General features: G+C 57.2%; 25 protein-coding genes and 1 other RNA gene. 22 read left to right on the top strand and 4 right to left on the bottom strand.

Annotated features, from left to right (window positions below; translation table 11 throughout):
* Window positions 1–60 precede the first annotated feature (60 nt).
* Window positions 61–1,215 (bottom strand): phosphotransferase, encoded by a 1,155-nt coding sequence (locus G437_RS0103690; RefSeq protein ID WP_024331244.1) that lies wholly within the window; start codon window positions 1,213–1,215, stop codon window positions 61–63.
* Between the two features lie 249 nt (window positions 1,216–1,464).
* Between G437_RS0103690 and G437_RS0103685 the strand changes: the two genes are divergently transcribed.
* The 17 genes from G437_RS0103685 (at window position 1,465) to G437_RS0103605 (ending at window position 14,973) form a co-directional block, all read left to right on the top strand.
* A complete protein-coding gene (locus G437_RS0103685) occupies window positions 1,465–2,661 on the top strand; it encodes a TadA family conjugal transfer-associated ATPase (RefSeq protein ID WP_024331243.1) in 1,197 nt (398 codons plus the stop codon).
* Window positions 2,661–3,509: a type II secretion system F family protein gene (locus tag G437_RS0103680; protein WP_024331242.1), complete on the top strand. Its 849-nt coding sequence runs from the start codon at window positions 2,661–2,663 to the stop codon at window positions 3,507–3,509. Before G437_RS0103685 ends, G437_RS0103680 begins: the two co-directional genes overlap by 1 nt.
* Window positions 3,506–4,390, top strand: coding sequence for a type II secretion system F family protein (locus tag G437_RS0103675; RefSeq protein ID WP_024331241.1), 885 nt, complete (start codon window positions 3,506–3,508; stop codon window positions 4,388–4,390). The genes G437_RS0103680 and G437_RS0103675 overlap by 4 nt, the downstream gene beginning before the upstream one ends.
* Before the next feature lie 56 nt (window positions 4,391–4,446).
* Entirely contained in the window at window positions 4,447–4,569 is a 123-nt protein-coding gene (locus tag G437_RS11605) for a hypothetical protein (RefSeq protein ID WP_269431442.1), read from the top strand.
* The gene (locus G437_RS0103665) at window positions 4,562–4,963 is read left to right on the top strand and encodes a hypothetical protein (protein ID WP_024331240.1); all 402 of its coding nucleotides are present in this window, start codon (window positions 4,562–4,564) and stop codon (window positions 4,961–4,963) included. Before G437_RS11605 ends, G437_RS0103665 begins: the two co-directional genes overlap by 8 nt.
* Complete coding sequence (locus G437_RS0103660; RefSeq protein WP_024331239.1) at window positions 4,953–5,360, top strand: hypothetical protein; 408 nt, start codon at window positions 4,953–4,955, stop codon at window positions 5,358–5,360. The genes G437_RS0103665 and G437_RS0103660 overlap by 11 nt, the downstream gene beginning before the upstream one ends.
* On the top strand, window positions 5,357–5,803 hold the full coding sequence (locus tag G437_RS0103655; protein ID WP_024331238.1) for a hypothetical protein: 447 nt from the start codon (window positions 5,357–5,359) through the stop codon (window positions 5,801–5,803). The genes G437_RS0103660 and G437_RS0103655 overlap by 4 nt, the downstream gene beginning before the upstream one ends.
* A gap of 36 nt (window positions 5,804–5,839) precedes the next feature.
* Complete coding sequence (gene prfB / locus G437_RS0103650; RefSeq protein WP_024331237.1) at window positions 5,840–6,955, top strand: peptide chain release factor 2; 1,116 nt, start codon at window positions 5,840–5,842, stop codon at window positions 6,953–6,955.
* Between the two features lie 108 nt (window positions 6,956–7,063).
* Window positions 7,064–7,753, top strand: a complete 690-nt coding sequence (gene ftsE / locus G437_RS0103645; protein WP_024331236.1) for a cell division ATP-binding protein FtsE — start codon at window positions 7,064–7,066, stop codon at window positions 7,751–7,753.
* 3 nt (window positions 7,754–7,756) lie between these two features.
* Window positions 7,757–8,671, top strand: coding sequence for a permease-like cell division protein FtsX (ftsX, locus tag G437_RS0103640; protein ID WP_024331235.1), 915 nt, complete (start codon window positions 7,757–7,759; stop codon window positions 8,669–8,671).
* On the top strand, window positions 8,672–9,919 hold the full coding sequence (locus G437_RS0103635) for a M23 family metallopeptidase (protein WP_024331234.1): 1,248 nt from the start codon (window positions 8,672–8,674) through the stop codon (window positions 9,917–9,919).
* 41 nt (window positions 9,920–9,960) lie between these two features.
* A complete protein-coding gene (gene smpB / locus G437_RS0103630) occupies window positions 9,961–10,491 on the top strand; it encodes an SsrA-binding protein SmpB (RefSeq protein ID WP_024331233.1) in 531 nt (176 codons plus the stop codon).
* Window positions 10,492–10,559: 68 nt separating this feature from the next.
* Window positions 10,560–10,928: a transfer-messenger RNA gene (ssrA, locus tag G437_RS11165) on the top strand.
* A gap of 685 nt (window positions 10,929–11,613) precedes the next feature.
* Window positions 11,614–11,898 (top strand): HU family DNA-binding protein, encoded by a 285-nt coding sequence (locus tag G437_RS0103620; RefSeq protein WP_004807577.1) that lies wholly within the window; start codon window positions 11,614–11,616, stop codon window positions 11,896–11,898.
* A gap of 169 nt (window positions 11,899–12,067) precedes the next feature.
* Complete coding sequence (locus G437_RS0103615) at window positions 12,068–12,376, top strand: DUF3039 domain-containing protein (protein ID WP_231782313.1); 309 nt, start codon at window positions 12,068–12,070, stop codon at window positions 12,374–12,376.
* Complete coding sequence (locus tag G437_RS0103610; RefSeq protein WP_425273936.1) at window positions 12,307–14,175, top strand: DEAD/DEAH box helicase; 1,869 nt, start codon at window positions 12,307–12,309, stop codon at window positions 14,173–14,175. The genes G437_RS0103615 and G437_RS0103610 overlap by 70 nt, the downstream gene beginning before the upstream one ends.
* A 105-nt stretch (window positions 14,176–14,280) precedes the next feature.
* Window positions 14,281–14,973: a sugar phosphate isomerase/epimerase family protein gene (locus G437_RS0103605; protein WP_162138734.1), complete on the top strand. Its 693-nt coding sequence runs from the start codon at window positions 14,281–14,283 to the stop codon at window positions 14,971–14,973.
* On the opposite strand, the gene G437_RS0103600 is transcribed toward G437_RS0103605, so the two are convergent.
* Window positions 14,974–16,332 carry a nicotinate phosphoribosyltransferase gene (locus G437_RS0103600; RefSeq protein ID WP_024331229.1) on the bottom strand — a complete coding sequence of 453 codons (1,359 nt, stop codon included), beginning with the start codon at window positions 16,330–16,332 and terminating at the stop codon, window positions 14,974–14,976.
* 118 nt (window positions 16,333–16,450) lie between these two features.
* Between G437_RS0103600 and G437_RS11410 the strand changes: the two genes are divergently transcribed.
* From G437_RS11410 to G437_RS0103580, 4 genes are read left to right on the top strand one after another with little or no spacing between them, the layout of a single operon-like run.
* Entirely contained in the window at window positions 16,451–16,732 is a 282-nt protein-coding gene (locus tag G437_RS11410; protein ID WP_070454744.1) for an ATP-dependent Clp protease adaptor ClpS, read from the top strand.
* Window positions 16,732–17,331, top strand: a complete 600-nt coding sequence (locus G437_RS0103590) for a DUF2017 family protein (RefSeq protein ID WP_024331227.1) — start codon at window positions 16,732–16,734, stop codon at window positions 17,329–17,331. The genes G437_RS11410 and G437_RS0103590 overlap by 1 nt, the downstream gene beginning before the upstream one ends.
* A gap of 9 nt (window positions 17,332–17,340) precedes the next feature.
* Window positions 17,341–18,144 (top strand): glutamate racemase, encoded by an 804-nt coding sequence (gene murI / locus G437_RS0103585; RefSeq protein ID WP_024331226.1) that lies wholly within the window; start codon window positions 17,341–17,343, stop codon window positions 18,142–18,144.
* A 10-nt stretch (window positions 18,145–18,154) separates the two neighbouring features.
* Window positions 18,155–18,958: an MBL fold metallo-hydrolase gene (locus G437_RS0103580; RefSeq protein WP_024331225.1), complete on the top strand. Its 804-nt coding sequence runs from the start codon at window positions 18,155–18,157 to the stop codon at window positions 18,956–18,958.
* A gap of 4 nt (window positions 18,959–18,962) precedes the next feature.
* Here G437_RS0103580 and rdgB read toward each other — a convergent pair whose 3' ends face one another.
* Together rdgB and rph are read right to left on the bottom strand one after the other, a co-directional pair.
* Window positions 18,963–19,586: an RdgB/HAM1 family non-canonical purine NTP pyrophosphatase gene (gene rdgB, locus G437_RS0103575; protein WP_029769234.1), complete on the bottom strand. Its 624-nt coding sequence runs from the start codon at window positions 19,584–19,586 to the stop codon at window positions 18,963–18,965.
* Window positions 19,579–20,310: a ribonuclease PH gene (gene rph / locus G437_RS0103570; protein ID WP_024331223.1), complete on the bottom strand. Its 732-nt coding sequence runs from the start codon at window positions 20,308–20,310 to the stop codon at window positions 19,579–19,581. The genes rdgB and rph overlap by 8 nt, the downstream gene beginning before the upstream one ends.
* Before the next feature lie 58 nt (window positions 20,311–20,368).
* On the opposite strand from rph, the gene nudC reads away from it, so the two are divergent.
* Window positions 20,369–21,298, top strand: coding sequence for an NAD(+) diphosphatase (nudC, locus tag G437_RS0103565; protein WP_024331222.1), 930 nt, complete (start codon window positions 20,369–20,371; stop codon window positions 21,296–21,298).
* The last annotated feature ends 34 nt before the right edge of the window (window positions 21,299–21,332 follow it).

Genomic DNA, 21,332 nt, shown 5'->3' with positions numbered 1-21,332 from the left:
GCCCAACCACAAAAAGCTTACTATAGGCAAGTTAGTTTTGCAGTGTCAAGGTGACGGAGTTTAGTTTTCGTCACTTTCGGGTTCGGCGTGTCCCTCGGCAACCAGCTGTTCAAATGGGATAACGGTGGTGACAGCTTCAGAATCCGCCTCGCCGGCCCGCTTCTGCTCAGGTTCGCCATTGCTCGGAGTAGAGCTAGACTCGTCGCTACTTGGTTGCGCAGAAGTGTTGACTGCCGTAGAGTCCCCCACCGGGGTGCCGAGTACGGGGGAGGCACTCTGGAAGGCCGCCGAAACCGATTCGCGTGGGTTGGGATTGTCGAGTACCAGGTCAGCTAAGTCGCGTAGCATTTGCCTGGCATCTTCTATGATTTGCAAGTCCTTGCGGTGCATCCCATGCAAGAGCCAGCGAACTAAGGCAAGTTCAGAATCGAGCTCGGCGCGTTCGGCAAGGTGCGGGTCTGGCTTAGCAGGGGAGTAGGCTTGCAGGGCCGCTTCGATTGCCTCAGGAGAAGCAATCGCCATAAGCCAAGAAAGATCGCGGGCAGGATCGCCAATATGGCAGCTAGAAAAGTCGTGTAGCGCGCTTAGCCGGCCGGCCTTGAAGAGGACGGAGTCGGCAGATATGGCGCCGTGAACAAACCGCGGGTTGAAACGCCACCAGGACACATTCTCGAGCATTTCCTCCCAACGCTGCCAGAGCCGCTTGGGAATTACGCGAGCGGGAGCGGCTTCATCTAAATCTGCCAGCAGTCGGTTGCGGCATTCCTCAGCTGTGAAAGTGGGTACGCCCTGTGCAGAAAAGGCGGTTGTAGGCAACGTGTGCAGCTGGCACATGCCTTCGGCAAACGAAGTCGCCAATGCCGGCGTCATGGCTTCGACGTCCGCGCTTGCGCCCTCGAGCGCAGGATAAACGGCAGCTCTGCCGCCCTCCAATAGAGGCGCCCACCCTGCCGGAGTGGGAACCTGGAAAGATATCTTTCCTTCTTTGGAGAAGTTGAGAAGCAGCTGCAATACTGAAAGTTGTCCGATGATCTCGGCTCCTGCTGCTTCGGAATCCGGGCGCGCTACTGTCCACTTTTTGCCGGTCGAATCCACTACGTCCACCCGGGTTACGTCCCCGCTAGATATGGCCTGCCCGCTGACGCCAACAAATTCGCGCTCGGGGAGGGCAGCCGTCGCTAACGCAGCAAGGGTTAGCCTGTCTCGATCGTTCACTCTTTAAGCCTAAGGGACGAAGTGGGCAAGAGCGCCGAGTGAAACGGGGAAGAGCGAAGGTGGCAAAGCGTCAGGAACTCGAATTATGAAAATAAAATGAGAATTATGGAGGAGAAATATTAAAAAATATTAAGCATTAAATAGAAAAAGTTATCCACAATTTTTGCTACATTGCTGAAAAATTAGCAAGCGTCAAGTATTCTCTGAGCGTAACCCCTCGACAACAGAATTGAGTTCAAGTTGACAACGATGCCAGCTGCGCTCACGTCCCAGGTGCAGCAAGCCTTATCCGACTCGGCGGTAGATCCCACCAACGATTCAGAGGCTGCCCGCAAAATAATTGAAGCGCAGGTAGACAATTTCCAGAGCCTGCGGGCGGAAGAACGCGACGAAATCATTCTTCAACTGGTAGACAACGTGTGTGGATTGGGGCCGTTACAAAAATACCTGGACGATCCCACTATAGAAGAAATATGGATTGATTCCCCCTCACGAGTTTTTGTTGCAAAAGACGGCAGAGCGCAGCTGACAACGGCGATTTTAACTGACACTCAGGTACGTGAACTGGTAGAACGCATGCTTCGAGCCTCTGGGCGACGCCTAGATTTGTCCTCGCCTTTCGTGGACGCACAGCTAGCTTCGGGCGAGCGCCTGCACGCCGTAATCCCACCCGTGGCTGCGCACCACTGGTCGGTAAACATAAGGAAGCATGTAGCTAAAGCTAGGCGGCTAAATGAGTTGGTGAAATTGGGCATGCTGACCCCGCAGGTGGCGCAGTTTTTGGACGCCGCGGTACTAGCTGGGCTCAATGTTTTGGTTTCCGGTGCGGTGGGGGCGGGGAAAACCACACTGCTGCGAGCGTTGGCGGGAGCTATTGCTGCCTCCGCGCGCGTGGTCACTTGCGAGGAAGTCTTTGAACTGGACCTGTCTGCGCGCGACTGTGTGGCGATGCAAACTCGCCCGGCAAATTTGGACGGAAGCGGCGAAGTGACGCTACGGCACCTGGTAAAGGAAGCCTTGCGAATGCGCCCCTCTAATTTGATTATCGGCGAGGTTCGCTCTGCTGAGGCCCTCGACCTCCTCATCGCCTTGAATTCAGGTATCCCGGGCATGTGCACCATCCACGCCAACTCCGCGCGCGAGGCTTTGTCGAAGCTAACGGTGCTGCCGTTGCTTGCTGGCCCCAACGTTACTGAGGGGTTCGTAGTGCCCACGGTAGCCAAGGCACTAGATCTAGTTGTCCACGTGAGCATGGATGCGCGCGGGTTTAGGCGCATTGATCACGTCAATGCCGTAACTGGGCGGGTCGAGGGCGGCGTAGTGGAAGCGGCTACGCTGTTTAGCTCGCGCAATGGTCGCCTGGTGCGCGACAGTGGTTCACTCGACGCCCACGAGCGTTTTAGAGCTGTGGGGCTAGACTTGGCAAAGCTGCTGGCGGTGGCGTGATGGGGTTGACAATAGGTTTCTTCCTAGGTGTGGGAATAGTTCTGGTTTACCGGTCGCAAACCACCCCGCCCCCGCGCAGATTTAGGGGCCCTTCCAAAGTTGCACACCTGCTGCGCACGGCCGAAGTTAGTTCCATTAGTCCCACCCAGTATGTGCTTGCCTGTGCCTTCGCTGGCATTGCAACGCTTGCGCTAGTTGCTGCGCTCACGCAAACCTTAGTGGTTGCCCTCATTATTGGGGCTGGAGTGGCGGGGCTGCCAACATTCCTACTTCACATGCGTAGGAAGCGTATTTATGCAGCCAGGCGGCAGGTGTGGCCCGACGTTATAGACGACATGATATCGGGTATAAGTGCGGGCATGGCGCTGCCGGACACTCTTATTGCTCTGGGGCAAAAAGGGCCGGCGGTATTGCGCCCGCACATGCGGGCCTTTGCTTCCGATCTAGCGGCCAGTGGGAAGTTTGACCAGGCGCTCACTAAATTAAAAGAGCGTCTGGCAGATCCGGTTGGCGACCGCATAGTCGAGGCACTGCGCATTTCGCACACCGTTGGCGGCACCGACTTGTCGGAACTGCTGCGGTCACTGGCGCACCTGCTGCGGGAAGATGCGCGCACTCGTGGAGAGTTGGAAGCGCGTCAATCTTGGACAGTAAATGGAGCTCGTCTAGCAGTAATAGCGCCGTGGATCGTGGTGGCTCTAATGTGCCTGGAGCCTTCTGCCGCCCGAGCCTATCAAAGTGCCAAAGGGGCAGCCGTCTTGGTGGCAGGGGCAGTGATGTCTGCGCTGGCCTACTGGGCGATGGTCAAAATTGCGGCGCTGCCCAAAGACCAGAGGACTCTGGCATGAGCTGGGGTGCAATCGTGGGGTTTGCCTTCGGCCTGGGTATCCTCTGTGTGCTGTGGTGGATATGGGCCGGACGCAATACCCTGGCCTCGCGCGTTAGCGCCTACCTTTCGCCCTCGCAAAAACGTCAGTCCCTCCTCGCGCAGCTGATCTTCCAAGTATCGAAGTGGGCTCGTTCGGTGCTCAATACAGCCGGTTCCACTAACCAATCTGTGCAACGGCGCCTCCGCCAAGCCGGAGGACACGTTAGTCTTGGCGAATTTAGGCGTAGCCAGGCGCTTTGGGCCGCCTGCGGAGCTGCAGTGGCGGTGGTAGCGGCCATTGCCGCGATGTCACTCCGGGGAATGCCAATCGTATTTGCCCTGCTGTTTGTGGCCTTCGGTGCCCTCGGCGGCGGGCTGGGACGCGATCAGTACCTCACTACTCAGGCAAAAAGGCATCAGCGCTTGCTAAGCACACAACTGCCCGATGCCGCAGAACTGCTAGCGCTTGCGGTAGGTGCTGGGGAAGGTCTGGCAGCTGCCCTGGAACGGGTGGCGGATTCGGCCTCGGGAATAATTGGTGAAGAATTCGGGCGGGCAACGCGCTCCCTGAAAGCCGGGCTGCCCCTGTCTAGATCATTGACTCAAGTGTCTGCGGCCAACGACTGTCCGCCGCTTGCCCGCCTGGTAGACGCCACCGTGACCGCTGTGGAACGTGGTACCCCGCTCGCCCCAGTTTTGCGCGCTCAAGCTGCAGATTGTCGCGCCCAAACCAGGAAAATGTTGCTGGAAGAGGGCGGAAAACGCGAAATTGCAATGCTCCTGCCGGTAGTGTTCGTGATTTTGCCCCAAGTTGTCCTGTTTGCCCTCTACCCGGGGCTACTAGCACTCAGATTGGAATAGAAATGAAGATTCAAAGATTAAAAAATTTGCTTTGTAGGCCTAGCGAACGGGGTGACGTGCCCGGATGGGTAATGGTTACCGTCATGACGGCCGGGCTGGTAATGATGATTTGGGCGCTGGCTGGCCCTCAGCTCAAGGGGCTGTTCGAACGCGCCATCTCGATGATCACAATTGGTTAGTAAAGTCCGCGAGGACGGCTCGGCCATTGCCTCGTTTGTAATGATTAGCGCCCTTTTGCTGGCGGTGGTATTTGCTTTGTTGCAGCTGGCACTCATACTGCATGTGCGCGCAATAGGTATTGACGCCGCTGGCGAGGGGGCCCGCCGAGCCGGTCTTTACGGTGCTTCCCAGGCCGAGGGGAGTGCTCGAGTCAAGCAGATGATTCATACGGGTGCGCCCGGCCTTCACGTGGGTAAGGTCAGTTTTACCGAACAACCTAGCCCCGTCAGAGGGAGGCGAATGATCGTAGCCAGGGTCAGGGTGGATTTGCCGCTAATTGGCCCCTGGGGCATTCCAAATAAGTTGGAGCTTTCGGGCCGTTCATTGGTTGAGGAGCCAGTTCGTGCATTCTGAACGCGGGGATGTGACAATCGAATTTATTGGTGTCACCTTGGTGTTGCTGTTGCCTCTAGTGCAGCTGATCTTGATCATTGCCACCTTGGAGGGGGCTTCGTTCGCAGCCGAATCTGGGGTGCGCGAGGTTTCCCGCGTCTTGGCTTCTGGCAGGGCAGATACGTCCCAGCTCGAACAGATCGCAAAGATGTCCTTTGCTGATCAGGGGATTGAAGCTGTTCCCAAGGTGCGCGTCTCCTGTAAGAGCGGCCCTTGTAAACCGGGGCAGACTGCCAGCTTGAGAGTTAGTGCGCGGGTCACTTTGCCGGGCGTGCCCGCAATTGTTGGAAAAGCTGTAGACACCAAAGTCTTAGTTACCTCTAGTGGGAGCGTACCCCTCTACAGGCAGGCTTCATGAAAAACGGGCACGAGGAGGGGCGGATCCTGATTTTGTCCCTAGGGTTTGCTGTGCTGATTCTGCTGGTTATTTTTGGAGCAGCTTCAGTTGCCAGCTTGTACTTGCAGCAGAAGCAGCTGGTGGCTGCCGCCGACACGCTGGCAACCGGGGCTACCCGAGGCATTTCGACTAACTCCTACTATGTGGGTGCTACTTCGGGGCGGCCTGTGCTTGCGGTGCAAAAGGCAAAGCAGCGGGTTCGTGAACAGGCCGTTAGCGAATTTAGGCAGCGTGAGCGGTTGGCCAGCCCGCGCGTGGTGCGAGTGAGCTTGCCTGAGCCGGAGCTTGCCCGAGTGGAGCTCACCGCACGTGGGGAACTTCGCTTTTTGCCCCCAGCTCTTTCGCAGATTGCCCCCACGGTTCAGCTGAGGGCGGTCTCGACAGCGAGGATGGCATCTGATTGATGCTGCTTTTTGGCAGTTGTGCTTTACCCTGGAGGGGTGGCTATTGATTATTCTGAAGAACTCGAAACACTGCGGCACAAATTAGGTCAGATTGAGGCAGTTACCGACTTGGAGTCCCTGCGCGCCAAAATCGCTGACCTTTCCAAGCAGGCTGCGGCCCCCGACCTTTGGGATGATCAGGAGAAAGCTCAGGCAGTTACCTCTAAGCTTTCGCATGCCCAGTCTGAACTTGAGCGGGTTCAGAAGATGGAGCACCGTCTTGCTGACACGCAGGCACTGTTTGAGCTAGCTGAAGAATCTGAGGGCGAGGAAAAGGAAATGCTGCAAGCCGAGGCTGCTTCAGACTTGGCCGCCCTCGGCAAAGATTTAGGGGAGCTAGAAATCCGCACTCTAATGTCGGGTGAGTACGACGAACGCTCCGCTGTGGTCACGATCCGCTCGGGAGCGGGCGGGGTTGATGCTGCCGACTTTGCGCAGATGTTGCTTCGGATGTACACCAGGTGGGCGGAACGGCACGGCTACTCCTATAAGGTAATGGATACCTCTTATGCGGAAGAGGCGGGCATAAAGTCGGCTACGTTCCAGGTCAATGAGCCTTACGCCTACGGGCGGTTGTCTGTCGAGGGCGGCACGCACAGGTTGGTGCGTATTTCTCCGTTTGACAATCAGGGCCGCAGGCAGACGTCGTTTGCGGCGGTGGAAGTGATTCCGCTAATTGAATCTACAGATCACATAGAAATTCCCGATTCTGATCTGAAAATCGACGTTTTCCGGTCTTCTGGGCCTGGTGGCCAGTCGGTGAACACTACGGATTCGGCGGTGCGAATGACACACCTTCCCACCGGGATTGTGGTATCCATGCAAGACGAAAAATCGCAGATTCAAAATAGGGCCTCGGCGTTGCGGGTGCTGCAGTCTAGGCTGTTGGCCCTGCGGCAGGAAGAGGAAAAGGCGAAACGCGACGAGTTGAAGGGCGACGTGAAGGCCTCTTGGGGAGACCAGATGCGCTCTTACGTGTTGCAGCCGTTCCAGATGGTGAAGGATCTGCGTACCAACTTTGAATCCGGTAATCCGAGCGCAGTTTTCGACGGGGACCTGGACGGCTTTATCGACGCTGGCATCCGCTGGCGCAAGGGCGCGCAGGCCGAATGAGGGCGTGCCCTTCTCTGGCGTAATTGGCATTACCTGCGTGTCTAAGGCCTAAAGCGGCGGTTGCGCTTTAGCCTAGATGCGTCAGTCATGTCTAGGAACCGGAGAACGATGATTACCTTCGACAATGTTTCGATGGTCTACAAGCGGGGCGCTAGGCCGGCTTTGGATGACATCTCGGTCCAGATCGACAAGGGCGAGTTTGTGTTCCTGGTGGGGCAATCTGGGTCGGGAAAATCCACGTTTTTGAACCTGGTGTTGCGGTCTTTGCGGCCCACGGCCGGGCACCTATTTGTAGCCGGCAAAGATGTGACTGCGCTTTCTTCTTGGCGGGTGCCTCAGTTGCGCCGCAAGATCGGCACCGTCTTTCAAGATTTTGCGCTCTTGGATAATAAGACTGTCTTTGACAACGTGGCCCTGGCGCTGCAAGTAATTGGCAAGCCGCGGCACACAGTCAAAACTGAGGTCCCCGAAGTTCTGCAGATGGTGGGCTTGGAAGGTAAGGGCAAGCGCTATCCTCACCAGCTTTCTGGTGGCGAACAGCAGCGTGTAGCTATTGCGAGGGCGATGGTGAACCGTCCTCAGTTGTTGTTGGCTGATGAGCCAACTGGCAACCTGGATCCCACTACGTCGATCGGGATTATGCGGCTGCTCGATCGCATCAACAGGACTGGCACGACCGTGGTAATGGCAACACACGACGACGAGATCGTGGACGCGTTGCGCAAACGAGTTATTGAGCTCGTTGACGGGAAGATTTCGCGAGACCAACTACACGGCGTCTACGGGGCTACGAGGTAAATAATGCGTTTTTGGTTAGTAGTTTCTGAGGCGTTCAAGGGCATCTTCCGCAACTGGGTGATGACGGTTTCGGTTATCTTGGTGACGTTTGTGTCGCTGCTTTTCGTGGGGGCTGGGGCTCTTTCGCAGGTTCAGGTGAACCGCATGTCTAAGCAGTGGTATTCCAAGGTAGAAGTCACCGTTTCCATGTGTGCTCAGTCCGATACCTCTGACTCTTGTGGAGGGCAGGCGGCCTCGGAGGAGCAGATAGAAAAGGTAAAGGCTCGCCTGCGCAGCCCAGAACTTGCCAAGCTCATCCAAAAGGTCGACTTTGTCGACCAGAAGCAGGCGCTCAAGGAATTTCGTGAGCAGCTAGGGGATACTCCGCTTGGCGAGGCCACTACTGCCGACATGCTGCCTGTGTCGTTCCGCGTAAAGCTCAAGGATCCGCGCCAGTACCAGGTGATTGCCGACGAGCTTACCGGTCAGAACGGGGTGCAGTCCGTCCAGGACCAGCGCCAGGTAGTAGAGCCTTTGTTCAACGTGCTCAATAAGGCCACGATTTTGTCGTGGGGGCTGGCCGGAATTATGTCGCTGGCTGCTGTGCTGCTCATTGCCACCACCATTCGGGTTAGTGCCTTGCTGCGGCAAAAACGCACCGAGATTATGCGCCTAGTGGGGGCGTCGAACCTATTCATCCAACTGCCCTTCATGCTCGAGGGCGCAATCGCCGCGATCATTGGGGCTGTGCTAGCCGTGGGCGCGCTCGCGGCTGGAGTGAAGTTCTTTATCCAAGGTTGGTTGCGTTCGTCTTTCAGGTGGGTAGATCTGATTACTACCTCCGACGTGCTGTGGATTTCCCCGTGGCTACTCTTGTCGGCCATCGTGGTTACGGTTCTAGCGTCGCTGGGTTCGCTCGCGAGGTATACGAGGATTTAAATGAAAAAGTTTCTGGCTGCATCTATGGCAGTTCTCTTGAGTGCAAGTTTTGCGACTTCAGCTTTTGCTGACGAACGCGGGGACGCGGTGAATAAACGCGATAGTGCCGCCCAGCGCGAGGCCAAGGCTCGCAGTGCTCTAGAGGGCATAAACGCGGATCTTTCAAAGTCTGCTTTGGAACTGGATAAGGTGAATGCGGCTTTGCCCGGGGCACAAAAGTCTTTGGCTGACGCTCAAAGTCAGTTCGGCGCGGCCCAGCGCAAACATCAGCAGGTGGCCGACCAACTCGACGTGGCTAAGGCCGAGCAGCAGCGGCTAGTGGACAAGATTGACTCTTCAAAGAAAGAGGCCGACGCTACTGCAGCCAAAATTGCTGCGGTAGCTGCCAAGGCGTACCGGCAAAATGGGCGTTCGGCAACGTTGCGTCTGGCAATGACTTCTGCCACCACCGAGCAGTTTTCGAAGGCCAGCGCGGCGGCAGACCAGGTGTCGCGGGCCGAGTCCGCGAATTTAGCGAATGTGGAAGCAGAGCTTGCGAACACCCGCAATGCCGAGGACCGCCAGAATGCGCTGACCCAGCAAATTGCGGGTCTGGAAGCGGAGGCCAGGAAGACTGCTCAGGCGGCTGAGTCAGCGGCCAAAGCCCAGCAGAAGCGGCTCGAAGATCTGGGTGCGCTCAAACAAAAAAATGAGGCACTTTCTAAAGAATTGAACGCTCGCAAGGGGGAGGCTCAAAAAGACCTGGATGCCGCCTCGAAAGACGTTGCCAAATATCAGGGCAAGATCAACGAGCTGGATCAGAAGAATCTGGCTGGGGGAGCAGGGGCGCCAGCTCCCACCGGGGGTATCTTCATCCATCCCGTAGCGGGTCCGCTAATCGTTACTTCCCCGTGGGGGTATCGCACTCACCCGATCTTGGGGACCGCAATCTTGCACGAGGGCGTCGACCTCGGCAATGCCTGCGGCACCCCGCAATATGCCACGGCTGACGGCACCGTTGCAGAGGTAGGCGACTACGATACCGGCGGGAACGGGGTAATGATCAACCACGGCGTAATCGGTGGTAGTTCGTGGGTCACTATGCACTTGCATCTTCAGCAGTATGTGGTGGGTCCCGGACAGCACGTCAAGCAGGGCCAGCTGATTGGTTACACGGGTGCCACTGGGCGTGTGACCGGCTGCCATGCCCACTACGAAGTGCACCAAAATGGGCAGACTATAGACCCCATGTCTCTTCCCGGTTTCTGACGGGCGTGTACAATAGCTATCGCACTTTTTGGGGGTGAAGTATGGCTAAGGAATGGAAGAAAAACAAGCAGTCCGCCGCTCAGAAGGCTAAGGCCGAGGCGGATGCGGTGAAGGTTATTGCGCGCAATAAGAAAGCTAAGCATGACTACTTCATCGAGGATACTTACGAAGCGGGCTTATCGCTCATGGGAACTGAGGTGAAGGCGCTGCGCATGGGGCGCGCCTCGATAGCCGAGGCGTGGGTGGAACTGGATCGCGGAGAAGCCTGGTTGCAGGGGGCTATGATTCCCGAGTACCTGTCGGGGTCGTGGACCAACCATTCCCCTCGTCGCAAGCGGAAGCTCCTATTGCACAAGCGGCAGATCCAAAAGCTTGCAATGGAAGTTCAAGCGAAGGGATACACGGTGGTTCCGCTCGAGCTTTACTTCGTTCGAGGGCGAGTTAAGGTGCAGATTGCTTTAGCTCGCGGTAAGCAGGATTGGGACAAGCGCCAGGCGCTGCGGGAGGCACAGGATAAGCGAGAATCACTGCGAGCTATGCGCGAATACGAGCGGACCGGTAGCTGGGAATGAGCTCTTGCCGCAGCGGCGGGAGCGTGCTACCATCGTTTTTCGCAGTTTTGCTGTTTAAAAACTACACAGGGGATGATCGGTTTCGACGGTGGTCGTCGGTTTAGAGGAAGCGGGCCGAGGACGTGGAGTCCACTCGATAACGCTCTTCACAAAACAATAGGTGCCGAACACAATCGCACCGATTTCGCTCTCGCTGCCTAAGCGCGAGGCAAATCCGTCAGCCCAGGGGTTGCCTTCGACCTGGAACTGGCGTCGTTTAGGAGGCCACTGGTTGTCTAGCTCGCCATCGGCTAGATAACGACACTTTGATGGCTGGGCCTGTTATGTGTCTTGTCTGCAAGAGCGCATAGGGCCAAGAAAATCATTCGCAGACTGCGCCCGGAGAAGCTCTAAGGGCCGGCCGCCGGACCGGGGTTCGATTCCCCGCATCTCCACTATTACCCCGCTCTTCCGTTGGAATGGCGGGGTTTTCCATTGCAATGGCGCGGAAAAGCTCGAGGGTGCTTTTAGTCTGAGTTAGTCCCTGTTAGCCTGTTTTAGTGTTCAATTTGGCACGCTAATCGCACGAAAAATGGCAGCGCCTGGCCAAATGTTGCTCTTTTCGGTGCCTCTAAAACGTTTTAGGGGCGGAAGTGGCTGCCCGCGGTAGTGCCTTTTCCCGTTCGGCGAGTACACCTCGCAGGCAGTTGAGGCCGCCTGCGTTACGCATTTATCACCCGGTCAAATTGACTGTGAATTTTCCGGAAAATATTTAGCAGTGTAGAAATTTAAACAAATAATTTAGGGAAGGTTAATTTCTAATTGCGAGTGTATTTTTCCAGGCGAGAAATTTGCGGTACCTGTTAGGCGTCTGCTAGAGGTGGGCGTTGAGTCCAGTCCCCGGCAAGTGCGGGGGCAGAAAACCTTATTCTCTTGCGAAAAATGTGGGAAATAGGGGTATCATGGGACCCCGTACAACAAGTTCCGGCAATCTGATCCTAGATTTCGGAAAAGATGGCAAAACGGTAGTTTTGGGCCTAAATGCCAGGCTTAGGTTGCCGTTTTGGCTATACGATAAGGTCGGAACTGTTGAACAGTAGGCCCTGCGGGTGCCTAACTCTTTATCTACACGAGAGGAAAATAATGTCCGTAAATCGTACCGAGCTCGTCGCGAGCATTGCTGACCGCGCATCCCTGACCAAGGCCCAGGCAGATTCCGCCCTGGCCGCATTTCAAGAGATTCTTATCGAAAACCTGTCCAAGGGCGAACCGGTAAAGATCACTGGTCTAATGTCGGTTGAGCGCGTCGAGCGCGCTGCACGCACCGGCCGCAACCCTCGCACTAAGGAAGAAATCCAGATTCCTGCAGGCTATGGCGTTCGCATCTCCGCTGGTTCCACCTTGAAGAAGGCTGTTGGCAAGAAGTAAACAGGCTTTTTTCTAAGCTTTTGAAGAGGGCGGGCTCTGCTCGGCCTCTTCAATTTTTTAAGCCAACGCCCAGATGGACACGATGCACAAAACGCTCCTGGCTGCGCAAATAGCGAAAATGTGTTCCCTTAGGCAGGCTCGGCAGTAAACGTATAGCTAAACTGGGGGCATGATCATTTCTGGAATGCGGAACATGGCCGGTCAGCCTGACTCGTCGACCTCGGTGCTGGAACGCACCCAGACAGAAGTGAAGCCAAGTAAGGACGACGGCGACAACGAGCGTTTCGCCCACTACGTCCGAAAAGATAAGGCTACGGCCTCGGCCGTAACGGGTTCGCCGGTGGTGGCCCTGTGCGGCAAAGTATGGGTGCCGCTTCGCGACCCAAGTGGATTCCCCGTTTGCCCCAAATGCAAGGCGATCCACGAACAGATGAAAAACTTCGGCCCCAATTGGCCTTTCGGGGCGGACGGCGAGTGAGCGCGGAACATCAGCGCCAACCCCAACAAGTTTCTATATTCGCAGCAGAGCAGCTGTCTCCGGCTTACCCGAAGAGGGCGGCCTGGGGCACTGCGGGGTCGTTGCGCGCTTGGCAGGCCGCTGCTTTAAAACAGTATCTGGAACAGTCTCCCCAAGACTTCTTGGCGGTAGCTACTCCCGGGGCGGGCAAGACCACGTTCGCGCTGCGCGTGGCTACCGAATTGATAGGTTCTGGGGTGGTAGACAAGATGACAGTTGTGTGCCCTACAGAGCATCTAAAGGCCCAGTGGGCTGATGCGGCTGCGCGGGTGGGCATACATATTGATCCTTCCTTCCAGAACTCGCAGGGGAGGGCCGGATCCCACTTTGACGGGGTTGCGGTAACTTACGCTCAAGTGGCCGCCAATCCGCGAGTACACCAGGTCCGTACCCAGGCGTTCAAAACGCTGGTAATTCTCGACGAGATTCACCATGCGGGTGACGCTAAAACGTGGGGTGAGGGGATCCGGGTTGCGTTCGAAAGTGCGACGCGCAGGCTGGCCCTGACCGGTACTCCCTTCCGTTCGGATACTTCGCCGATCCCGTTTGTGCGTTACGCCGAGGACGAGCAGGGCATCAAACGTTCGCGTGCTGACTACACGTATGGCTACGGCAATGCGCTGCGCGACGGGGTGGTGCGCCCGGTGATTTTCTTGTCTTATTCGGGCTCAATGCACTGGCGCACTAGCGCTGGGGACGAGATATCGGCTCGGCTTGGCGAACCGCTCACTAAGGACATGACTAAGCAGGCCTGGCGCACCGCCCTCGACCCGAATGGGAAGTGGATTCAGGAGGTGCTGGCGGCAGCTAATCAGCGTCTTGACCTGGTGCGTAGGCAGATTCCAGATGCTGCTGGGTTAGTCATTGCCTCCGATCAGACCCGTGCCAGAGCCTATGCAGGCCACCTGGCGCGCATTACAGGGAAGTCGCCCGTGGTGGTACTTTCTGACGACGACGGGGCCTCCGAGGAGATAGACAAGTTCCAAAATTCTTCGGACCGGTGGATGGTGGCTGTGCGCATGGTGTCCGAGGGCGTGGACGTACCCCGCCTCGCCGTGGGGGTTTATGCTACTTCTGCCTCTACTCCGCTCTATTTCGCGCAGGCTATTGGGCGTTTTGTGCGCGCTCGCAAGCGGGGTGAGACCGCCTCGGTGTTTTTGCCCTCCGTGGAACCGCTGCTCGAGCTGGCTGCGTCTTTGGAAGTTGAGCGCGACCACGCCTTGAATAAGCCTTCCGCTGAAGAGGAAGGGCAGATGAGTGCTGAAGAACGCGCCCTCGCTATGGCTAACAAAACGGAAAACGCCTCGGCGGATTTGCTGGGTGGATTTGAGGCTATAGATTCGGGCGCCGAATTTGCGGGGGTGTTGTTCGACGGCTCTGATTTTGGCACTGTTGCCGAGGTCGGTTCGGTTGAAGAACAAGAATTCTTGGGCATTCCCGGGCTGCTGGAACCGGATCAGGTGGTTTCACTGTTGCACGAGCGCCAAACTAAGCAGATGGCGCAGCAGCGGAAAGCACAGGCTGCTGCTATGACTCGAGCACAGAATTCCGGCCTCTCTGACCATCGTGCCAGAGCTCAAATGCGTAAGGAACTTTCCCGCTTGGTGGCGAAATGGGCGCGTTCTTCAGGGCAGGCCCATTCCACGATTCACGCGAAACTGCGGCGAATTTGTGGGGGGCCACCCGTAGCCGAGGCAACTACTGAGCAAATTCATGCTCGTATTTCGAAACTCCAAGACTGGTTTGTAGGAAAACGGTAAAATGGCGGCGTGCAAAGCTAATGCACGTGCGTTTTGAATCAGGGAGCATCTATGTGGCAAGTTGCGGGCCTACTCACGCACTCGCCTGCTACTCAACTCAAGAATTTGGCTAGCATCCATGTGCCTGGAGTTGAGCTCAGGAGTGTCGGTGGAACATCTATTTTGGATTTAGAAGATCGCCAGGTCTGGGAGCTGAAAGCAGATCTTGACCGCTACGGCTTGCAGGCAGTTGCCCTGGGCACCGATTTAGCCACCGGGTCAGTAGAGGACGATTACACCTTGGACCGGGTCTACAGGGCAACCGAGGTGGCAGGCATATTGGGTTGTCAGCGTATCTGCGGCTACTCCTTTAAGATTCCGGCCGGGCATAATCCGGATCGCTACAAAGGCGAGGTTATTGACCGGATAGGGAAAATCATTCAGGTGGTGGCGCGCGCCGACATGTCCTACCTACACGAGAATGCGCCGGGTTACTTTGGCGACGTGCCCACCCGAGTGTTGGACCTGGTGGAATGCTTTACTGAGGACGAATTTTCGCTAGTGTTCGACCCCATCAGCTATTTGCAATGTCAGGTGGCACCCCTGGGGGCGGCCTACACGCAGGTTATAGGCCGCACCTCCTATGTGCGTCTGCACTTGGATCCCGGGTCTAAAGTGCTAGAACACGGCAAGTATTTAGACGACTTGTTGGCTCGACTCAGGGATGATTCCTTTGCGGGCATTATTGCTCTGAGCGGGCTAGCAGACGTGAAGGGCGGCGAAGAGCTTTCGTCCCTCGCCGCCCTACTTTCCCGTTAGTTAGGCCTTCCCCTTCGAGGATATGTCCACGTAGGTGGTGCCTATGGCCGGATCGCCCTCGGACAGGCGCCATGCCTGGTAGGGGAGTTCGTTGCGTGAGGTTACGTGCCGTTCAGCGGCCTCGGCCAGGGCGGCCGGGCCCATGAAGGATTCGTTGATTTCCCCGTCTTTTACGTAGGTGACTTGCAGAGGGCGGGCTCCCCGCTTGGACAATTCTGCTAGTGCCTCTTCCTCGGAGTCCGCCATGACTAGCAATTCTTCGGCAGAGTAGCCCTCTTCGTTGCGTATGCGCCCCGCCCACTTTTTGCCGCCCACGGTAGCTTTGGAAGAGGACTTTTTGGCTACCGGAACCGGCTTGCCGTCGGGGCCATCGTGTTCTACCAGCTTGTAGACGAGGGCGGCAGTGGGGATCCCGGAGCCCGTAACCAGGCGGGTGCCCACTCCGTAGGAATCGACGGGGGCAGCCCCCAGCGCGGCGATCTGATATTCGTCGAGGTCGGAAGTTACCGTGATCTTGGTGTCTGTGGCGCCTAGCGAATCCAGTTGGCCCCGAACAGTGAAGGCCTGCGCTACCAGGTCGCCTGAGTCGAGGCGTACTGTTCCAAGCTCCCCGCCAGCGTTGCGTGCGGCTTGGACGGCCCGTTCCACCCCTTTTTCTACGTTGAAGGTATCTACCAGCAGGGTCGTGTCTGTGCCGAGCGAATTAATCTGGGCGGCGAAGGCGTCCTCTTCACTGTCGTGGATAAGCGTGAACGAGTGGGCGGCGGTACCAATGGCGGGGATCCCGTAGCGCTTTGCAGCTTCCAGATCAGAAGTGCCTTTGAAACCACCGATAATAGCGGCCCGAGCGGCAGAAATAGCAGCTCGTTCGTGGGTGCGCCGGGCCCCCATATCCATGCAGGGACGGCCGTGGGCAGCGATGGTCATACGTGAGGCCGCGGAGGCCACAGCACAGTCGTGATTCAAAATTGACAGTGCCAAAGTCTCGAGCACTACCGCCTCGGCAAAAGTGGATTCGACCGTGAGCAGGGGAGAGCCGGAAAAATAGCATTCGCCCTCGGGATAGCCAATGATGTCGCCAGAAAACTTGAAGCCTTTTAAAAAGTCCAAGCACTCGTCGGAAACGATCTTCTGCTTGGCTAAGTAATCGATTTGTTCGTCCTCGAAATGGAAACGCTGGAGGGCTTCCAGAATGCGAGCGGTGCCCGCAACCACCCCAAACCGGCGCTTGGCAGGCAATTTGCGTCCGAAGAGCTCGAACACTGAACGTCTTTGCGCAATGCCGCTCTTCAAGGTTGCATCGATCATGGTCAATTCGTACATGTCCGTCAATAGTGACGTTACTGGTGATGCAGTCATAGGTTTAGTCTACTTTCAAAGGAGGCATACCGCCCCGAAAAAACGATTTTTACGCCCTTCGCAACTAAGGCGTCTCATTTGCCAATATTTCGGCCTCAAAACCATCTACCCTAGTGGCATGAGCTTTAGTTCGCCTAGTCGGAGTCAATCGGGGCGTACCTGCGCCCGCTGGCTGGTGCGAATTTGGGAAGATCCAGTTACTCTGGACCCGTATTTGACCCGGGTACTCATAAAACAATTTGGGCTAACGCGTGGGGTCGCTATCCAAAAAGTTGACCAGCTGCACCGGCACGGAAGTATCAGTGTAGCTACCTGCCCGCGCGAGCGTGCCGAAGCCATCGCGGCCGCCCTGCACGAATACGGGATAGGCGCCACGGTAGCGGCGGATGGGGACAGCTGATGCAGGCGTTCACAAGCGTTCCCGGCGGGTACCTGGCAAGAATAAGCCGGGGGGAAAGACGCATTCTGCTGCAGGCCGTTCAAGAAGTGATAAGGGCTTTGGATGCGCCGCTAGCGCACCTAGAGTTGGTGGGCGCTCTGGGGGCATTAGAACCAGAAGAAGAACGCGAACAGCCAAATTCGCTGTCGTTGCGGCGGCTGCTGCCACCGCTGTCCGAGAATCCGAGGGTGGCTGCGCAACTGCGGGCTCTGACCGAGGATTCCTTGCGCACGGTAAAGACTGAGCGGCTGCAGGTGATGGAAAAAGAGCTGGCCGAGCCATCAGGCCCGCAAGGGCAAATATTTGTTCCCCATAGCCAGTTGTGGCAGTGGTTGGCCGGAATAAACGATCTGCGCCTATCCATCGCGGGAGCCTTGGGAATTCATGGGGATAATCCCGGCGGGGTTTCGCTAGCAGACGTGCGCGAACAATTTGAAGCCCAAAAATGTGACCCAACTGAAGAACAGCGCAACGTTTTTGTGGCCTCCGTCTACTCTGCCCTGGGGTGGTGGCAGACTTCACTGATAGAGCGCATGGAGGCTGGCGCTGAACCATCGTAGTCTGGAACGGTGAACGACGCGCCGATTGGAATATTTGATTCTGGACTAGGCGGGCTAACCGTAGCCCGCGCAGTTATTGACCAATTGCCGCACGAATCTATCTACTATGTCGGCGACACTGCCAATACTCCTTACGGCGAAAAATCTATCGCCGAGGTACGCGAACTCGCCCTCGCGGTAATGGACGATCTGGTGTCCAAACGCGGCGTAAAGATGCTTGTGATTGCCTGTAACACGGCTACCGCCGCTGTCCTGCACGACGCCCGCGAACGCTACACTGCCAAAGCGGGCATCCCGGTCGTGGAAGTGATTCGCCCCGCTGCCAGGCGTGCTGTCGAAGCTACCCGCAACAACCGCATCGGAGTAATTGGCACCAGAGCAACCGTCAGGTCGGGAGCCTACGTGGACGCACTGGCGGCCGTGCCCGGGCTGCAAATTACTCAGCAGGCCTGCCCCCGTTTCGTGGAATTCGTAGAATCCGGCATTACTACCGGCGCAGAAGTGCTGAAAGTCTCCCGCTCCTATCTGGAACCCATAAAAGCTGCGGGCGTGGACACGCTGATTTTGGGATGCACCCATTATCCGCTCCTGCAGGGCGCTATCAGCTACGTGATGGGGCCAAAAGTGACTCTAGTTTCGTCCTCCGACGAGACGGCGGCAGATGTCTACCGCGAACTTGTAGGGGGGGACCTAGAGGCGGGACCCACCCCTCCAAAACACAGATTTACTTGTACCGGGCCGTCAGAACCGTTCCTCTCGCTTGCGAAGAGGATCATGGGCCCGGCCGTTCCCGTAATTCCAGCAAGCACATAGGAGTGACTAAGTGAAGCTCACCGTTCTTGGCGCATCAGGATCCATGTCTGGCCCCGATTCTGCCGCTTCTGGCTATCTGATCTCGGCTGGAAGTTCGCAGATTGTTTTAGACATGGGACCAGGATCGTTCGGGGCTTTGCTGCGGCACGCCAACCCGGCGAGCCTAGACGGCATCTTCTTGTCGCATTTGCACGCCGATCACTGTACAGACATTTTGTCCATGCAGGTTTACAGGCGTTGGCATCCCGAGGGGAAGCTTTCGCCGGTACCCGTGTACGCCCCCGAAGGGGTGCTGGAACGCGTACGCGGTATAGAAGGCAACTCCGACCTGGCCGAAGATTACTCTGACGTGTTCGAATTTCGCCCTCTTCCCTGCGACGTCGTGGTGGGGGACCTGAAGGTTCGAGCCACGCCGGTGTATCACTCTGTGGAAGCCTATGCGCTAACCGTGACCGGTCCCGGGCGCACGGGGGGCCAGGTTTCCCTCTGCTACAGTGGCGACACTGACGAATGCGAGGGAATTGTTCAGGCGGCTGCGGGAGTAGATCTGTTCCTTTGTGAATGTGGTTTCACTAAGGCGGACACGGCCCGCGGCATCCACCTGAATGGGGCTCAAGCTGCTGCTGTGGCGGCTCGAGCTGGGGCCCACAAACTCCTGCTGACTCACATCCAGCCCTGGACCGAGTCTAAGGTGTGCCTAGGTGAGGCCGAAGAATTTTTGACTTCAGCAGAAGGGGCCGCCTTAGCAGGGTCGGCCCAGCTGTTGGATGCCGGGGTAGACCTTGCCGAGGACGGCCAAACCTATCTGCTCTAGCCTGCTAGAGCAACTCGGCAATTAGGGGTGCTAGAGACCTAAATGCTATGCCGCGGTGGCTGATCTGGTTCTTTTGCTCCGCACTCATTTCTGCCGTGGTCAGCTGGTAGCCGGCGGGCAAAAAGATTGGGTCGTAGCCGAATCCGCCGTGCCCGCGGCGGGCAGTAAGCAGTTGGCCGCGGACCTTGCCCGTTCGTACTGTTTCCGTACCATCGGGGCTCACCAGGGCAGCGGCACTGACGAAGGCAGCCCCCCTGTTCTTTTGAGGGACGTCGGCCAGCTGGTTTAATAGCAGGTCCAAATTCGCCTCGTCATCGCCGTGGCGGCCTGCCCAACGGGCAGAAAAAATGCCCGGCGCTCCGCCTAAAATGTCTACACAAATACCCGAATCGTCGGCGATCGCGGCGATGCCAGTTGCCTGCACGATTGCCCGTGCCTTGATGAGCGCATTTTCGGCGAAGGTGGCGCCGTCCTCGACCGGTTCGGGAGCCCCAATCCCAGCGGCGGAAACCAGCGACTCGGGTGTGAAGGCCTCGACTTCCTGGCTCAAAATCTGGCGTAGCTCAGTGAGCTTGTGGGGATTGTGGGTGGCGAAAATGAGTTTAGTGTGCTGCGGCAACTCAGCCATTTAGAGCTTCCTTTTGCGCCTTAGCCAGTTCGTCGCAGCCTGAGGCCGCCAAGTCTAGTAAATTGCCCAGTTCGGTGCGGTCGAAGGGGGCCCCTTCCGCCGTACCTTGAACCTCGACAAATTTGCCTGAACCGGTCATGACCACGTTCATGTCAGTTTCGGCGCGCACGTCCTCTTCGTAAGGTAGGTCAAGGCGTGGTTCGCCGTCGATAATGCCCACCGAGATTGCAGATACAGAATCGGTAAGTACCGGCGCCCCTTCAGTTCGGATTAGACCTTTGCTCTGTCCGTAGCGAACTGCGTCCACCAGTGCTACGTAGGCTCCGGTAATTGAAGCGGTGCGAGTGCCCCCGTCTGCTTGGAGTACGTCGCAGTCGAGGACAATCGTGTTCTCCCCAAGTGCCTCGGTGTCGATAATGGCGCGCAGAGAGCGGCCAATTAGCCGCGAGATTTCGTGGGTGCGACCCCCAACTTTGCCCTTGCGGGATTCGCGCTGAGAACGGGTGGCGGTGGCGCGCGGCAACATCGAATATTCGGCAGTTACCCAGCCGCGTCCCTGCCCCTTTAGCCAGCGCGGTACCCCTTCGGTTAGGGAAGCCACGCAAAGTACCGTGGTGTTTCCGAAGGATACGAGGACGTTGCCTTCGCCCTCTTGCAGCCAGTTGCGCTTAATTTTTACTTCGCGTAGTTCGTCAACCTTGCGTCCGTCAGCTCTATTAGTCATACCTTTACAATACAGCCGTCGGCGGGCGCTCCGGCTGTCAAAGCAATAGTGTAAAGCTATGGTGCAAAAACTTCCCCTAGCTCGTGGCGGAATTGATGCCGCCTGTGCCCTGCGCTCCGATCTAGACCTTGCCGCCCTGTGTACTACCGCTCGGGTGGTAGCGGTAGATTTGCGGCGTCAAGTGCTGCTCTCAAAGCAGCAACCCCCTACTTTGGGTGGACTTTCGTGCCCGGAGATAGCGCGTGAATTTCCGCAGCTTTCCCAGGCGGTGGCAGCCGGGCGAATTTTCTTCTTAGGTAAAGTGGACGGCAGGGTAGTGCTGGGCGCCTACTTCGCCGACCTCGATAAGTTACCTGGGCGCGCAGGGGTCCCCATCCGCGAGGTGGCACACAAGCTCAGCCCCTCCGATTCGTCGCTCGCCTCTGCGGCGCTAGCGCTCGCAACATGGCATTCGAGGGCGGGCTACTGCGCTCGGTGCGGATCCTCTACCTATGCGCAGGCTGCCGGGTGGGAGCGGCGTTGCACAGGCTGCCAGTGCGTGGAATATCCCCGTACCGATCCGTCGATTATTTGCGCGGTTACCGACCCCCAGGAGCGTCTGCTAATCGCTCACAACGTAGCCTGGGCTCCCAGACGTATCTCGGTCCTAGCCGGCTACGTCGAGGCGGGCGAGGCAGCAGAAGAAACGGTCCACCGCGAGATCGCCGAAGAAGTGGGCATTGAAGTTACTTGCGTGCGCTACCTGTATTCGCAGGCCTGGCCGTTCCCCAGATCTTTAATGCTGGCGTTCACCGCCGAAACCACAGCCCAAGATAGCGATCTAGTTTTGCAGGAGGACGAAATCGGTTGGGCCAAGTTTGTTTCCCGCACGGATTTTATTTCGCTAGCTATGAATCGGAAGATAATTCTTCCCTCCCAGGCGACTATCGCTGCTAGCATGATCGAGCGTTGGCTGGGTGAGCCTCTCCCGCGGGTGGCCAGCTGCTAGTCTCATCTGTCAGTGGTAGGAGTCAAACTATAGA

It is taken from the genome of Winkia neuii subsp. neuii DSM 8576 (assembly GCF_000420405.1).
Lineage (GTDB): Bacteria > Actinomycetota > Actinomycetes > Actinomycetales > Actinomycetaceae > Winkia > Winkia neuii.
This window is presented reverse-complemented; position numbering and strand designations above follow the sequence as displayed.

What these genes read in the sequence shown, in the direction of transcription:
- G437_RS0103685 (WP_024331243.1), top strand. Translation starts at nt 1,465, where the DNA reads ATGCCAGCTGCGCTCACGTCCCAGGTGCAGCAAGCCTTATCCGACTCG.
- G437_RS0103680 (WP_024331242.1), top strand. Translation starts at nt 2,661, where the DNA reads ATGGGGTTGACAATAGGTTTCTTCCTAGGTGTGGGAATAGTTCTGGTT.
- G437_RS0103675 (WP_024331241.1), top strand. Translation starts at nt 3,506, where the DNA reads ATGAGCTGGGGTGCAATCGTGGGGTTTGCCTTCGGCCTGGGTATCCTC.
- G437_RS0103655 (WP_024331238.1), top strand. Translation starts at nt 5,357, where the DNA reads ATGAAAAACGGGCACGAGGAGGGGCGGATCCTGATTTTGTCCCTAGGG.
- ftsE (WP_024331236.1), top strand. Translation starts at nt 7,064, where the DNA reads ATGATTACCTTCGACAATGTTTCGATGGTCTACAAGCGGGGCGCTAGG.
- ftsX (WP_024331235.1), top strand. Translation starts at nt 7,757, where the DNA reads ATGCGTTTTTGGTTAGTAGTTTCTGAGGCGTTCAAGGGCATCTTCCGC.
- G437_RS0103635 (WP_024331234.1), top strand. Translation starts at nt 8,672, where the DNA reads ATGAAAAAGTTTCTGGCTGCATCTATGGCAGTTCTCTTGAGTGCAAGT.
- smpB (WP_024331233.1), top strand. Translation starts at nt 9,961, where the DNA reads ATGGCTAAGGAATGGAAGAAAAACAAGCAGTCCGCCGCTCAGAAGGCT.
- G437_RS0103620 (WP_004807577.1), top strand. Translation starts at nt 11,614, where the DNA reads ATGTCCGTAAATCGTACCGAGCTCGTCGCGAGCATTGCTGACCGCGCA.
- G437_RS0103615 (WP_231782313.1), top strand. Translation starts at nt 12,068, where the DNA reads ATGATCATTTCTGGAATGCGGAACATGGCCGGTCAGCCTGACTCGTCG.
- G437_RS0103610 (WP_425273936.1), top strand. Translation starts at nt 12,307, where the DNA reads ATGCAAGGCGATCCACGAACAGATGAAAAACTTCGGCCCCAATTGGCC.
- G437_RS0103600 (WP_024331229.1), bottom strand. Translation starts at nt 16,332, where the DNA reads ATGACTGCATCACCAGTAACGTCACTATTGACGGACATGTACGAATTG.
- G437_RS11410 (WP_070454744.1), top strand. Translation starts at nt 16,451, where the DNA reads ATGAGCTTTAGTTCGCCTAGTCGGAGTCAATCGGGGCGTACCTGCGCC.
- G437_RS0103590 (WP_024331227.1), top strand. Translation starts at nt 16,732, where the DNA reads ATGCAGGCGTTCACAAGCGTTCCCGGCGGGTACCTGGCAAGAATAAGC.
- rdgB (WP_029769234.1), bottom strand. Translation starts at nt 19,586, where the DNA reads ATGGCTGAGTTGCCGCAGCACACTAAACTCATTTTCGCCACCCACAAT.
- rph (WP_024331223.1), bottom strand. Translation starts at nt 20,310, where the DNA reads ATGACTAATAGAGCTGACGGACGCAAGGTTGACGAACTACGCGAAGTA.
- nudC (WP_024331222.1), top strand. Translation starts at nt 20,369, where the DNA reads ATGGTGCAAAAACTTCCCCTAGCTCGTGGCGGAATTGATGCCGCCTGT.